The organism is Acuticoccus kandeliae, assembly GCF_003073115.1.
On the sequence record NZ_QBBV01000001.1, the window covers coordinates 1543471 to 1556220 of the forward strand.

The window sequence follows — 12750 nt, forward strand, 5'->3', positions numbered from 1 at the left end:
GCCGCCACGGCGGAAAGACTTGTGTTGATTGAGCCTGATGTCCGACAAAGCGGCCGATAACGAACCCAGCGCGCCGCCCGCACGGCGCCGCCGCGACGGCTTTCCGGCGATCTTCATCGCGCCGCCCATCCTGTGGCAGGTCGCGTTCTTCGTCGCGCCCCTCATCGTCCTCGTGTGGATGACGTTCTGGAAGGTGCAGAATTTCCGCCTCGTGCGGGACTTCGTGACCGACAACTGGACGCGCGTCTTCTCGCAGAGCTTCTTCTACGACGCCTATGTCCACACCTTCACGCTCGCCACGGCGAACGCGCTCCTTGCGAGCCTGATCGCCTTCCCGGCGGCCTATTTCCTCGCCTTCCGCGCCAAGCCTTTCACGCGGCAGGTGGCGATCGTGCTCCTGGTGACGCCGTTCTTCACGAGCTATCTCGTGCGCGTCTACTCGCTGCAGATCATCCTCGCCGAACAGGGCATCATCAATTACGTGCTCGGCGGGGCGGGGCTCGGCCCCATCACGATGCTCGGCAACTCGTTCGGCACCATCCTCGGATATCTGACGCTGACGCTGCCGCTCGTGACGCTCGTCCAGCTCCTCGCCCTCTCGAATGTCGACACGCGGCTGATGGAGGCGGCGGAGAATCTCGGCTGCCCGCCGCTGACGGTCGTGTGGAAAGTCGTGCTGCCGTCGGCGCGGGTCGGCCTCATCATGGCCGGCACGTTCGGCTTCCTCCTCTCCTTCGGCGACTATGTGAGCCCGCTCTTCCTCGGCGGGTCGAAGCCGCCGACCCTCTCGATCCTGATCGCGGACCAGGTGAAGTCGGGCAACCACTGGCCGCGCGCCTCGGTGGTGGCGGTGGTGATGGTGGGCACGCTCGTCACCGTCCTCCTCCTGATGACGCTGCTCGCCTATGCGCGGAAGGGCAAGCGATGAGCGCGGGGAAGAGGCGCAACTGGTCGACGATCCTCCTGCGCCTCTACGTGCTGGCGCTCTTCGCGTTCGTGCTCGCGCCGATCGTCACGCTGATCGTCTTCTCCTTCAACGCCGACCGCTTCCCCTCGCTGCCGTGGAGCGGGTTCAGCCTCGAATGGTACCGCGCGGTGCTGACGGACGCGACGATCGCGTCCGGCTTCCGCAACAGCCTCATCACCTCGGCGGTGGTGTGCGTGGTGTCGACGACGCTCGGCTTCCTCGTCGCCTATGCCGATTATCGCTTCAACTTCTTCGGCAAGACCGCCTTCGTCGCGCTGGCGGCGATGCCGCCCACCGTGCCGGTCGTCATCCTCGGCATCGCGGACCTCACCTTCATGGCGCAGGTCGGCCTTGCCGGGACGCTCCAGGCGGTGATCCTCGGCCATATCGTCTATTGCGCGCCGTTCGCGATGGCGCTGATCCGCATCCGCCTTGCCGATCTCGACCCCGACATCGAGCGGGCGGCGTGGAATCTCGGCGCGCCGCGTGGCGCGACCGTGCGGCAGGTGGTGGTGCCTTTCTGCCGCCCCGCGATCTTCTCGGCGATGGCGATCACCGCCGCCGTTTCGTTCGACGAGTTCATGATCGCCTGGTTCGTCTCCGGCATCAACGAGACGCTGCCGGTGCGCATCCTCGCCATGCTTCAGGGCCAAGTGTCGCCGCGCATCAACGCGGTCGGCAGCCTCGTCTTCATCGTCACAATCACCCTCGTGGTGCTCGCGCAGATCGCCGTCTTCTCCTTCCGGCGCACGCGCAGGAAAGCGAAAGGCTAGCGCCATGGTGCATCCCATCATGAGCCTCGAAGGGGTCCAGAAGCGCTATGGCGACCACGTCGCGGTGGAGCGGATCGACCTTCAGATCGAGAAGCGCGAGTTCGTCGTGCTGATGGGCCCGTCGGGCTGCGGCAAGACGACGACGCTGCGCATCCTCGCCGGCCTCGAGGCGCCGACGGCGGGGGTCGTGAAGATGTGGGACACCCCCATCAACGACCTGCCGCCCTGGGAGCGCGACACGCCGCTCGTCTGGCAGAATTACGCGCTCTTCCCCTTTCTCGACGTGCGGCGCAATGTGGAATTCGGCCTGAAGCAGCGACGCAAGATGGCGTCGGGCGAGCGGCGGAAGAAGGCGATGGAGTGGCTCGACCGGCTCGGGATCGCGCACCTTGCGTCACGCAATGTGGAGATGCTGTCGGGCGGACAGCGCCAGCGCGTCGCGCTCGCCCGCGCGCTCGTCATGGAGCCTGAGGTGCTGCTTCTCGACGAGCCGCTCTCCGCGCTCGACGCGCACCTGCGCATCCGGATGCAGGGCGAGCTCGCCCGCCTTCACGACGAGCTCGGCATCACCTTCGTCTACGTCACGCACGCCCAGTCGGAGGCCTTCGCGCTCGCCGATCGCGTCGTGATCATGAGCGAGGGCAAGGTGCAGCAGGTCGCGACGCCGAAGGAGATCTATCGCGCGCCCGCGAACCGCTTCGTGGCCGACTTCATCGGCGCCTCGAACGTCTTCGCCGGCACCGTGGTGGAGAGCACCGACGGGCTCGTCGTGATCGAGAACGGGACGGGGCGCTACCGCGCGCGCAACGAGGGGCGGGCGCGCACGAAGGGCCAGTCCGCGGCCTTCGTGGTCGCTGCCGACTGGATCGAGGTTGCCCAGGGGGCGGGCGAGGGCGGGGAGGGGACGAGCGTCTCCGGCCGCCTCCTGACCGAGGACTTCACGGGCGCGGTCGTCACCCTCTTCATCGAGCTGTCGGACGGGAGCCAGGTCTTCGTCCAGAAGCAGCAGCACGAACTGGAGCGGCTGAACCTCGACCGCGGGGCGGAAGTGCGCCTCTCCTGGTCGGTCGACAACACGCTCCTCCTGCCGGACTGAGCCATGCGCATCGCCGAAATGACCTTCGTGGAGTACGAGGCGCGGCTGCGGGAAACCGACCCGGTCGTCGTCATTCCCGCCGGCGCGCTGGAGCAGCACGGCCCGCATCTGCCGCTCGCGACCGACGCGATCATTCCGACCCGGCTCGCCGAGATGGCGGCGCCGCGCATCAACGGGCTGATCGCGCCGGCCTTCACCTATGGCGTGCGCTCGCAGCCGAAATCGGGCGGCGGGGAGCATTTCTGCGGCACGACCAGCCTCTGGGGCTCGACCTACGCGCTGATGCTCTCCGACGTGGTGCAGGCCTTCGGGCGGCACGGGGTCAAGAAGCTCGTCATCCTCGACGGGCACTCGGAGAACCAGCACTTCCTCGTGGAGGGGATCGAGCGCGCGCTCATCGAGCTGCGGCGTGACGGGATCACCGACATGCGCGTCATCCGCCTCGGCTACTGGACGACGATCTCGCAATCCGTGCAGGACGTTCTCTTCCCGACAGGGCCCGTGAACTGGGACCTCGAGCACGCCGCGGTGATGGAAACCTCCGTGATGATGCACCTCGAACCCGGCCTCGTGCGCCTCGACAAGATCCCCGACGAGCCGATGGCCGTCTTCCCGCCCTACGAGACCTTCCCCCTCGATCCCCGCCCGATCCCGTCCTGCGGCGCGCTTTCGTCGGCGCGCGCGGCGACCGCGGAGAAGGGGCGGGTCGTCGTCGACAGCCTGCTCGACGATTTCGCCACCATCATCCCTTCCGCCTTCGCCTGAGCTGCCAGAGGAAATCCGACCATGGCCTTCGACCTCATCATCACCAACGCCACGCTGCCGGACGGGTCCACCGGGCAGACGATCGCGGTGGAGGGGGAGCGCATCGTCTATGTCGGCCCGGCGGTCCCCGCGGGCGACGTGATCGAGACGATCGACGCGGGCGGGCGCCTCGTGTCGCCGCCGCTCGTCGACGCGCACTTCCACCTCGACGCGACGCTCGCCCTCGGCACCGACGGCAAGTACAACGAGTCCGGCACCCTCGCCGAGGGCATCGCCCTGTGGGACGAGATCCGGCCGCACCTCTCGGCCGAGAACTTCAAGCGCCGCGCGGTCGAGTATTGCCACCTCGCGATCAGCCAGGGCCTCCTCGCGATCCGCACACATGTCGACGTGACCCCGGTCAACCTCCTCGGCGTCGAGGTGCTCCTCGAGGTGCAGAAGGAGATGGCGCCCCATATCGACCTGCAGCTCGTCGCCTTCCCGCAGATGGGCTACTTCTCCTCGCCCCAGATGGCCGACAATCTGAACCGCGCGCTCGACATGGGCTGCAACGTTGTGGGTGGCATTCCACATCTGGAGCCGACCTACGAGCTCGGCCAGGAATCGGTCCAGGTGCTGTGCCGGATCGCGGCCGAGCGTGGCCTGATGGTCGACCTTCATTGCGACGAGAACGACGATCCGCTCTCCCGCCATGTGGAGATGCTCGCGTACGAGACGAAGCGGCTCGGCCTGCAGCGCCGCGTGACCGGCTCGCACCTCACCTCGATGCACTCGATGGACAATTTCTATGCGAGCCGTTTAATCACGATGATGGCAAAGGCGGAGATGCACGTCGCCGCCAATCCGCTCGCGAACATGTTCCTGCAAGGGCGCTTCGACACCTACCCGAAGCGGCGTGGCCTCACCCGCATTCCCGAGCTTCTCGCCGCGGGCTGCCTCGTCGCGATGGGCCACGACAGCGTGCTCGACCCCTGGTATCCGCTTGGGCGCGGCGACATGCTGGACGTCGCCTTCATGGCCGTCCACGCCTCCCATATGTCGAGCCGCAGCGCGATCCCGCAGACCTTCGCCTGCGTCAGCGAGATGCCGGCCGAGATCATGGGTCTCGAAGGCTACGGCCTCGCCCCCGGCTCGTATGCCGACCTCGTCCTCCACGAGGCGACCGACACGATCGAGGCGGTGCGCCTGCGCCTGCCGCGGCGTGCGGTGGTGCGGCGCGGCAAGATCGTCTCGCGCTCGATCGCGAGCGAGGTCGGCGCGCCGGTGATCGGCGGCGGCTTCGTTGGCACGCGATTGTCACTGTAATTCGTCCGGACCATTGCCAGTTTGCAAAGTCTATTGAGATCAAATCTGCTGAAAAATTGGTCATTCCGTGTCTACTATATGCCCAGGCGCGGGGGTTTACATTAATTTCGGCATTCCATTAGATCGATGCCGAGTAGATGGCTGATAAATTGTGCAAGTGCGGCGCGTGATCGATCACAGATCGTGCGCCGTTGCTTCGGTGTTGTGGCGAAAGCTTGAGATTTGCTGTCGGTGAGAACGATCCGAACGTCGCCATGCGGCTTCCGCCTCGCCGCCGCCCTCTCGCCAGACACGGCATCCGTTCACCCATGAATGCCTCAACTCTGACCAACCGCCGGCGGCCGCCGGGACAGCAGGAGAATCGAACATGAAGGCTTTGAACGTGGCGCTGGCCGCTGCGCTGGTGGGGCTCGTCGCCGCCCCGGCGATGGCGCAGACGAGCATCAAGGTGATGGGCCAGCCGGGCGCGACCGGTCTCATCCAGAAGAATTTCGAGCAGCCCTTCTTCGAGAACCTCGCCGAGACCACCGGTCTCGACCTCGACGTGACCTACACGCCCGTCGATGTCACCGGCGTGAAGGAGACCGAGCAGCTTCGCATCATGAAGAGCGGCCTGTTCGACATCATCGCGCTGCGCCTGTCCCAGGTTTCGCGTGACGAGCCGACCATTCTCGGCCTCGACCTCGTCGGCCAGAACCCGGACTACGCGACGGGCAAGAAGACGATCGACGCCTTCCTCCCGATCGTCGACAAGCAGCTCCAGGAGAAGTTCAACACGAAGCTTCTCGGCGTGTGGCCGTTCGGCCCGCAGGTCCTCTTCTGCGAGCCCGAGATCTCCGAGCTTGCCGACCTCAAGGGCCACAAGGTCCGCGTCTACGACCAGAGCCTTGCGAACTTCGTCTCCTCGGTCGGCGGCACGCCGGTGCCGATCGGCTTCGCCGAAGTGCACCAGTCGCTGGCGCGCGGCGTGATCGACTGCGCGATCACCGGCCCGAGCTCGGCCAACACCGCCGGCTGGCCGGAAGAGACGAGCTACATGCTCCCGATCGCCTTCCAGATCGCGGTCCAGGGCTACGGCATCAACCTCGACACCTGGAACAAGTTCTCCCCGGAAGAGCAGGAAAAGCTCCAGGCCGCCTTCGACAAGCTGGTCGCCGACATCTGGACCTACTCCGAGGAGATCTTCAACGACGCGGTTCGCTGCAATGTCGGCGAAGATCCGTGCGAGACGGTCAAGAAGTATGACCTGAAGCTCGTCCCGATTTCCGAGAAGGACAAAGAGACGATCCAGGGCGCGCTGAAGAACATCTCGTTCCCGGCCTGGTCCGAGATCTGCGACAAGGTCAACCCGACCTGCTCGGAAGACTGGAAGAAGACCGTCGGCGCCGCTCTCGGCTTCGAATAAGCAACACACCCAACCGGCGGGGCCCACCGGCCCCGCCGGCCCTTTTCTCGGGTCGACGCCTCCCCGCCGACCGTCTCCAAAGAGGTTGGCCATGCATGTGTTTGCCAGGGTGGCGAGCTGGCTGTTCGGGATCTCCCTCGTCGCCCTTTCCTTCTTCGTCGCGGCCGAGACGGTGTCGCGCAAGCTCTTCAACTTCTCCTTCGAGGGGGCCGACGAGCTCGGCGGCTACGTGCTTGCGATCGGCTCCTCGCTCGCCTTCACGGTCGCCCTCGTGGAGCGCGCCCATGTGCGCATCGACTTCGTCCACGGCCGCCTGCCGCTGAAGGCGCGCGCCGTGCTCGACTGGCTCGCCGTCCTCTCTCTGGCCGCATTCGGTGGCTTCCTCGTCTATGTCGGCTACGCCGTGATCGTCGACACGATCACCTATGGCAGCGTCGCGCCCACTCCCTGGGCGACGCCCATGATCTACCCGCAGGCCGGCTGGTACGCGGGCTACGTCCTCTTCGCGGTCGTCGCCGTCGGCTACGCGCTCTACGCGACCTGGCTCCTGGTGCGCGGCCGCTTCAGCGACATCTCCGCCGCCTTCGACCCGAAGGGCGCGGAGGAAGAGCTGCGCGAGGAACTCGAGGAGGTCGAGGCGCGGTGATGGCAACGATCGACGAAAGAACCGCCCTATGAGCGCCACCGCCGTCCTCATCGGCTTCGCCGCCATGCTCGCGATGCTTCTCGCGAGCTTCCCCGTCGCCGTCATCATGGTCACGACCGGGGTGGTCGGCGGCCTCCTCGTGTTCGGCTGGCCGCTCGTGCTCTCGATGGGCCCCGTCGCGTGGGGCGTGCAGAACGAGAACGTGCTGACCGCGATCCCGCTCTTCATCCTGCTCGGCGAGCTACTCCTGCGCAGCGGCCTCGCCGACAAGATGTACACCGCCCTCGCGGTCTGGTTCGTGAAGCTGCCGGGCGGGCTCCTCCACACCAATATCGGCGCGAGCGCGCTGTTCGCGGCGACCTCCGGCTCCTCCGTCGCGACGGCGGCGACCATCGGCACCGTGTCGCTCCCGAACCTCGAGCGCCGGGGCTACAAGCCGAGCCGGTCGCTGGGCTCGCTCGCCGCCGGCGGCACGCTCGGCATCCTCATCCCGCCGAGCGTCAATCTCCTGATCTACGGCTCGCTCGCCGAGACCTCGATCGGCCAGCTCTTCATCGCCGGCATCATTCCGGGCCTCCTCCTCACATTCACCTTCATGGCCTTCATCGCGCTCCAGAGCATCGTCGATGGCGGGGCCTCGGACGGGGAGGCGGACGCGCTCCTGCCGCTGCGCGAGCGCTTCGCGCTGATGCGCCACCTCATCCCGCCGCTGGTGATCTTCCTCGTCGTGATGGGCTCGATCTATCTCGGCATCGCGACGCCGACCGAATCGGCCGCGCTCGCGGTGGTGGTCGCCCTCGTCTTCATCGTGTTCGAGGGCCGACTCTCCTGGCGCCTGCTCGACACGTGCTTCCGCCAGTCGGCGAAGACGACGGGCATGATCCTCCTCATCATCACCGCCGCCTTCATGCTGAACGTGACGCTGGCGCTCGGCGGGGCGGCGCAGGCAATGACCCAATGGGTCGCCTCCTTCGGTTTCTCGGCGACCGGGCTCCTGATGATCCTGATCGTCTTCTATCTGATCCTCGGCATGTTCATGGACGTCCTCTCCATGCAGGTGCTGACGATCCCGATCGCGCTTCCCGTGGTGACGGCCGCCGGCATCGACCCGATCTGGTTCGGCATCTTCGTCGTTCTCATGTGCGAACTCGGGATGATCACCCCGCCCGTCGGCATGAACCTTTATGTCGTGCAGGGCGTTCGTACGGACGGCGGGCCGTTCATGGACGTCGTCTATGGTGCGATTCCGTATGCGGTGATCATGATCCTGTTTACGATCCTCCTCATCTTCTTCCCGGAGATCGTTCTCTGGCTCCCGCGCAACATGAGCTGACCTTGTGACACCGATTGATCCTGAGAAGGCCTGGGAACTCGACGCCTCGGCGCTCCTCGTCGCCTATGCGGCGGGGACGCTGGACCCCTTACGTGTTTTCGACATGGTTCTGGCGCGGATCGAGCGCATCGACCCGCAGCTGAACGCCTTCGTCTGCTTGTCGCCGACCGCGCGGGACGAGGCCGCAGCCTCCGCCGAGCGCTGGCGCCAGAGCATGCCCGTCGGCCCGCTCGACGGCGTGCCGATCGCGGTGAAGGACAACATCGCCGTCGCGGGGATGCCGGCGACCTTCGGCAGCGGGCTCTATGAGCGGAACGTCCCGACCGTCGACGAACTGCCGCTGAAGCGGCTGCGCGATGCCGGGGCGGTCGTGGTCGGGAAGACCAACACGCCCGAGTTCGCGGTGGAGGGCTACACGAACAACGCCCTCTTCGGCGTCACCCGCAACCCGTGGAACCCTGAGCTGACCCCCGGCGGGTCGAGCGGGGGCTCGGTCGCGGCGGTCGCGGCCGGCCTCGTCCCCGTCGCCATCGGCACCGACGGGGGCGGCTCCACGCGCCGCCCCGCCGCCTATGCAGGCCTCGTCGGCATGAAGCCCGGCAACGGCCACATCGCCCGCGCGGACGGGCTGCCGCAGATCCTCCTCGATTTCGAGGTGATCGGCACCTTCGCGCGCACCGTGCGCGACGCCGTGCTCCTCGACCGCGTGCTCGCGGGGCCCGACCGGGCCGACCCAACTTCGCGCCGCATCAAGTCGGGCGACGACGAGATCGGCCCACTGAAGATCCTCTATGTCGAGCGGCTCGACGGGAACGCGTGCGACGCCTCGATCCTCTCCGCGGTGCGCAAGGCCGCCGACGTGTTCGGCCGGATGGGGCACACGGTGATGGACGGCGAACTGCCGGTGAACACCAAGGCGCTCGCCGACGTGTGGCCGATGATCGCCGATATCGGCCTCTCGCGCGTGCTCGCGACCGAGCCCGACATGCGGGCGCTCGCGGCGGAGAAATATGTGGCGATGGCCGAGCGCGGGGCTTCCATCCCGGCGAGCGACCTTCTCGGCATCCTGGAGACGGTGGCGAAGGCGCGGCGCGAGGTGTCGGAGCTCTTCGGCAGCGTCGACCTCGTCCTGATGCCGAGCTGCGCGGCGATGCCGTGGGCGGCCGACGTGCCGTTCCCGACCGAGATCGACGGCGTCCCGGTCGGTCCGCGCGGCCATGCGGTCTACACCGGATGGGTGAACGCGGCCGGGCATCCCGCCATCGCGCTTCCCTGCGAGGTTGGGCCCGGCGAGATGCCGATCGGCTACCAGCTCATCGGGGATCTCGGCTCGGAGCGGCTGCTCCTGGCCCTCGCCGAGGCCTACGAGGAGGCCGCGCCCTGGGCCGATCGCTGGCCGCGGATCGCCGGCGTCTGAGCGCGTCCACGCCGATCAGGTCGGGCCTGATCGGCGTTTCGGCGCGAGGGCTCAGGCGAAGGTGAGGTCCACCGCGCCGAGCCCTTCGACCCAGCCCTCGACCTTCGTGCCGGGATCGACGAAGAGCATCCCGCTCAGCGATCCCGTCGTGATGATCTGGCCGACCTGGAAGCCGCCGCAGTGCGCGCCGACATTCTGCGCGAAGGCGATGAAGGTCGCGTAGGCGTCGCCGCCCGGCACCTTCTGGCGTCCGGACGTGACCACCTTGCCGTTGAAGGCGAGGCGCACCTCGGGGGTGGAGAAGTCCACCGCCGCGCCCGGCGTCTCGGGCTGCGCCCACACGAGCGCGCCGTTCAGCTGGTTGTCCGCCATCTTCACCGTGTCGGGGAGCTTGGTGAAATCCTCGAAGCGGCCGTCAACCACCTCGATCGCGGCGACCGGGGTCACGCACTCGCGCGCGGCGAGCGCGAAGTTCGGCGCGTCCACCGGGGGGAGGGGCTTGTCGAGGCGGAAGGCGATCTCGAGCTCGATCCCGCACTTGTAGAGGTCGTCGCTGCTGAAGGTGGCGCCGTTCTCGCGCAGGCCGTCGAGGACGGGGGCCGCGAGCGGGCGCTTCTCGTCCACCTTCGGACCCGCCTTCCACGCGTCCACCGGACCGCACGCCTCGGCGACGCGCTGCTGCACCGCGTCGATCGTCGGGCGATCGATGTCGGCGAAGGGGGCGGCGGCGCTGAGGGGGGCGGGCGTGCGCGACTTGCGCGCGGTGATGATGAGGTCGGCGAGGCGGTGGGCGGTGTCTTGGTTCATGCGTTTCTCCCGGCAAGGTCGGTTGGAGGGGCCGTGCCGCGTCCGGGAAGATGCGGCACGCTTGCCTCGCGACCAGTCATAGCCGTTATCGCAAGCTTGCTCCAAGCTTGCATCGCCCCGGCGCGCGCCCGGTTCCGGTCAGATGACGACGAGCGAGTTCGGCAGATAGTCGACCTTGGGCGTCTCCTCGGCCGGCATATGCGCGGCGAGGATCTCGCCTGCGGTCCCGATCGCCTCCACGAGCCCCTCGGTGAGCGCCCCCGCTTTTATGCGCACGATGAGCTGGTCGATCATCGCGACCCACGTCTCCTGCGGCACGACCTCGAAGATGCCGCGATCGGCGACCACCTCGGCGTGATGCTCGGCCATCGACACGAAGATGAGGATGCCCGTGCGGTCGGGCGTCGCGTGGATGTTGTGGGCGAGGAACATGTCGACCGCCTTGAGGTGGGCGCGCTCGCGCCGGACCGCCCGCGGCACGAGATGGACGCGAAGCGGCGTCCATTGGGAGAGGGCGAGGAGGGCGATGCCGGTCCCGAGCTGGATCATCACGAGGAGCGGCGCGCTCGTCGCCCCGAAGATGAGGAGCACCGAGGGAACGGTCAGCGCCGTGAGCAGCGCCCAGATCGCCGGGTAGAGGCGATAGTCGTCGCTCTGCTCGGCGGCGACGCAGAAGATCTCGCCCGTCGTCTTCGCCTCCGCCGCGCGGATCGCGGCGGCGACGGCGCGGTGCTGCCCTTCGCTGATCGTCACCATGAGCCGGACGCGCCCCCGCCGCCGAACGAGCCGCCGCGGCCGGAAAAGCCGCCGCTGGAGCGCCCGCGCGAGCTGCCGCCCGAGCGGCCCGGATAGAGGATGATCGGCCGCCCGCCGGAGCCGCGGCGGATGCCGCCGCCGCCGCCATTGTTGCGGCTGACGAGATACATGATGAAGACGAAGATCAGGATGTTCGCGACGACGACGAAGATCCCCTCGATGTCGTCCGCCGTGTCGGCCGCGACCGGCAGCTCGATCGGGTCGCCGTCGAGCACGGTGAGGATCGCCGCCGTCCCCGCCTCGACGCCGCGGGGGAGGTCCCCGTCGCGGAAGGCGGGCAGGATCGCCGAATCGATGATGGCGCGCGACTGCGCGTCCGTCAGCGTGCCTTCGAGGCCATAGCCGACCTCGATGCGCACGCGCCGGTCGTTCGGCGCGACGATGAGGAGGACGCCGTTGTCCGCCTCTGTCCCGATCTTCCATTCCCGGCCGAGGCGGTAGCCATAGTCGGCGATGTCGTAGCCCTGGAGGTCGGGCAGGGTGACGACAACGACCTGGGTGGACGTCTTCGTCTCGTGCGCCGCTAGACGATCGCTCAGTGTCTTCTCGACGTCGGGCGGCAGGATGTCGGCCTGGTCGACGACGCGCCCGGAGAGCGTCGGGAAGGTCTGCGCGAGCGCGGCCTCTGCGCTCAGCAGGACGAGGAGAAGGAGCGCGGACGCCGCGAGGCGCACCGCGCGATGGTCAGTTCGCATTGGGCGCCGGCGCGGGCTGGCTGTTCGACGAGGAGCCGCGCGAGAAGTCCACCTGCGGCGGGGAGAAGGTCGCCTGCGGCACCTCGAAGGTCGCCATCGGCTCGTAGCTCGAATAGAGCGTCGCGGCCCAGAGGCGGCCGGGGAAGGTCTTCAGCTCCGTGTTGTAGAGGCGCACGGCCTCGATATAGTCCCGCCGCGCCACGGCGATGCGGTTCTCCGTCCCTTCGAGCTGCGACTGGAGCTGCAGGAAGTTCTGGTTCGCCTTGAGGTCGGGATAGCGCTCCACGGTCACGAGGAGGCGGCCGAGCGCGCCTGACAGCCGCTCCTGCGCGGCGTTGAACTGCTCGACGAGGGCGGGGTTGGTCAGGTCGTCGACATTCAGTTCGATCTTCGAGGCGCTCGCGCGCGCCTCGACCACCTCGTTCAGCACCTCGCGCTCGTGGTCGGCATAGCCGCGCACGGTCTCGACGAGGTTCGGGATGAGGTCGGCGCGGCGCTGATACTGGTTCTGCACCTGGCTCCAGTCGGCCTTCGCCTGCTCCTCGAGCGTGGGGATCTGGTTGATGCCGCAACCCGCGAGGGCGAGCGGCAGCAGCAAAATCGCGGCAATTCGGGCTAGCACGTCAGCTCCTTGGCGTCTCTTGGCGCCCCCGGATCGAGGCACTTCAAGAATGCCATAAGCCGGCAAGAAGATCCCGTCACGACCCGATGGCGGTTCGGGATCG

Annotated in this window: 13 protein-coding genes; 9 read left to right on the forward strand and 4 right to left on the reverse strand. The window is 67.6% G+C overall.

The annotated features are described in order from the left end of the window. The first annotated feature begins 37 nt into the window (after positions 1 to 37). The 9 genes from DBV35_RS07085 to DBV35_RS07125 all read left to right on the forward strand — a co-directional run bounded on the left by DBV35_RS07085 (position 38) and on the right by DBV35_RS07125 (position 9707). Positions 38 to 928 (forward strand): ABC transporter permease, encoded by an 891-nt coding sequence (locus DBV35_RS07085; protein ID WP_108659481.1) that lies wholly within the window; start codon positions 38 to 40, stop codon positions 926 to 928. Further along, positions 925 to 1740, forward strand: coding sequence for an ABC transporter permease (locus DBV35_RS07090; protein ID WP_108659482.1), 816 nt, complete (start codon positions 925 to 927; stop codon positions 1738 to 1740). The genes DBV35_RS07085 and DBV35_RS07090 overlap by 4 nt, the downstream gene beginning before the upstream one ends. A 4-nt stretch (positions 1741 to 1744) precedes the next feature. Then, positions 1745 to 2836: an ABC transporter ATP-binding protein gene (locus DBV35_RS07095; protein ID WP_108659483.1), complete on the forward strand. Its 1092-nt coding sequence runs from the start codon at positions 1745 to 1747 to the stop codon at positions 2834 to 2836. A 3-nt stretch (positions 2837 to 2839) separates the two neighbouring features. Continuing rightward, positions 2840 to 3601, forward strand: coding sequence for a creatininase (locus DBV35_RS07100; RefSeq protein WP_108659484.1), 762 nt, complete (start codon positions 2840 to 2842; stop codon positions 3599 to 3601). A 21-nt stretch (positions 3602 to 3622) separates the two neighbouring features. Then, complete coding sequence (locus DBV35_RS07105; RefSeq protein WP_108659485.1) at positions 3623 to 4906, forward strand: cytosine deaminase; 1284 nt, start codon at positions 3623 to 3625, stop codon at positions 4904 to 4906. Between the two features lie 367 nt (positions 4907 to 5273). Next, complete coding sequence (locus DBV35_RS07110; RefSeq protein WP_108659486.1) at positions 5274 to 6311, forward strand: TRAP transporter substrate-binding protein; 1038 nt, start codon at positions 5274 to 5276, stop codon at positions 6309 to 6311. Positions 6312 to 6402: 91 nt separating this feature from the next. After that, a complete protein-coding gene (locus tag DBV35_RS07115) occupies positions 6403 to 6957 on the forward strand; it encodes a TRAP transporter small permease subunit (RefSeq protein ID WP_108659487.1) in 555 nt (184 codons plus the stop codon). Positions 6958 to 6985: 28 nt separating this feature from the next. Beyond that, entirely contained in the window at positions 6986 to 8290 is a 1305-nt protein-coding gene (locus tag DBV35_RS07120; RefSeq protein ID WP_108659488.1) for a TRAP transporter large permease, read from the forward strand. A 4-nt stretch (positions 8291 to 8294) separates the two neighbouring features. After that, the gene (locus tag DBV35_RS07125; RefSeq protein WP_245943863.1) at positions 8295 to 9707 is read left to right on the forward strand and encodes an amidase; all 1413 of its coding nucleotides are present in this window, start codon (positions 8295 to 8297) and stop codon (positions 9705 to 9707) included. Between the two features lie 51 nt (positions 9708 to 9758). Here DBV35_RS07125 and DBV35_RS07130 read toward each other — a convergent pair whose 3' ends face one another. The 4 genes from DBV35_RS07130 to DBV35_RS07145 form a co-directional block, all read right to left on the reverse strand. Further along, a complete protein-coding gene (locus tag DBV35_RS07130) occupies positions 9759 to 10514 on the reverse strand; it encodes a hypothetical protein (protein ID WP_108659489.1) in 756 nt (251 codons plus the stop codon). Between the two features lie 138 nt (positions 10515 to 10652). Continuing rightward, on the reverse strand, positions 10653 to 11270 hold the full coding sequence (locus DBV35_RS07135) for a TPM domain-containing protein (protein WP_108659490.1): 618 nt from the start codon (positions 11268 to 11270) through the stop codon (positions 10653 to 10655). Continuing rightward, positions 11264 to 12025 carry a TPM domain-containing protein gene (locus DBV35_RS07140; protein WP_108659491.1) on the reverse strand — a complete coding sequence of 254 codons (762 nt, stop codon included), beginning with the start codon at positions 12023 to 12025 and terminating at the stop codon, positions 11264 to 11266. The genes DBV35_RS07135 and DBV35_RS07140 overlap by 7 nt, the downstream gene beginning before the upstream one ends. Further along, complete coding sequence (locus tag DBV35_RS07145; protein WP_108659492.1) at positions 12015 to 12647, reverse strand: LemA family protein; 633 nt, start codon at positions 12645 to 12647, stop codon at positions 12015 to 12017. Before DBV35_RS07145 ends, DBV35_RS07140 begins: the two co-directional genes overlap by 11 nt. Between the last annotated feature and the right edge of the window lie 103 nt (positions 12648 to 12750).

Coding starts and splice junctions, on each gene's coding strand:
- DBV35_RS07085 (WP_108659481.1), top strand. CDS start 38: ATGTCCGACAAAGCGGCCGATAACGAACCCAGCGCGCCGCCCGCACGG.
- DBV35_RS07090 (WP_108659482.1), top strand. CDS start 925: ATGAGCGCGGGGAAGAGGCGCAACTGGTCGACGATCCTCCTGCGCCTC.
- DBV35_RS07095 (WP_108659483.1), top strand. CDS start 1,745: ATGGTGCATCCCATCATGAGCCTCGAAGGGGTCCAGAAGCGCTATGGC.
- DBV35_RS07100 (WP_108659484.1), top strand. CDS start 2,840: ATGCGCATCGCCGAAATGACCTTCGTGGAGTACGAGGCGCGGCTGCGG.
- DBV35_RS07105 (WP_108659485.1), top strand. CDS start 3,623: ATGGCCTTCGACCTCATCATCACCAACGCCACGCTGCCGGACGGGTCC.
- DBV35_RS07110 (WP_108659486.1), top strand. CDS start 5,274: ATGAAGGCTTTGAACGTGGCGCTGGCCGCTGCGCTGGTGGGGCTCGTC.
- DBV35_RS07115 (WP_108659487.1), top strand. CDS start 6,403: ATGCATGTGTTTGCCAGGGTGGCGAGCTGGCTGTTCGGGATCTCCCTC.
- DBV35_RS07120 (WP_108659488.1), top strand. CDS start 6,986: ATGAGCGCCACCGCCGTCCTCATCGGCTTCGCCGCCATGCTCGCGATG.
- DBV35_RS07130 (WP_108659489.1), bottom strand. CDS start 10,514: ATGAACCAAGACACCGCCCACCGCCTCGCCGACCTCATCATCACCGCG.
- DBV35_RS07135 (WP_108659490.1), bottom strand. CDS start 11,270: ATGGTGACGATCAGCGAAGGGCAGCACCGCGCCGTCGCCGCCGCGATC.
- DBV35_RS07140 (WP_108659491.1), bottom strand. CDS start 12,025: ATGCGAACTGACCATCGCGCGGTGCGCCTCGCGGCGTCCGCGCTCCTT.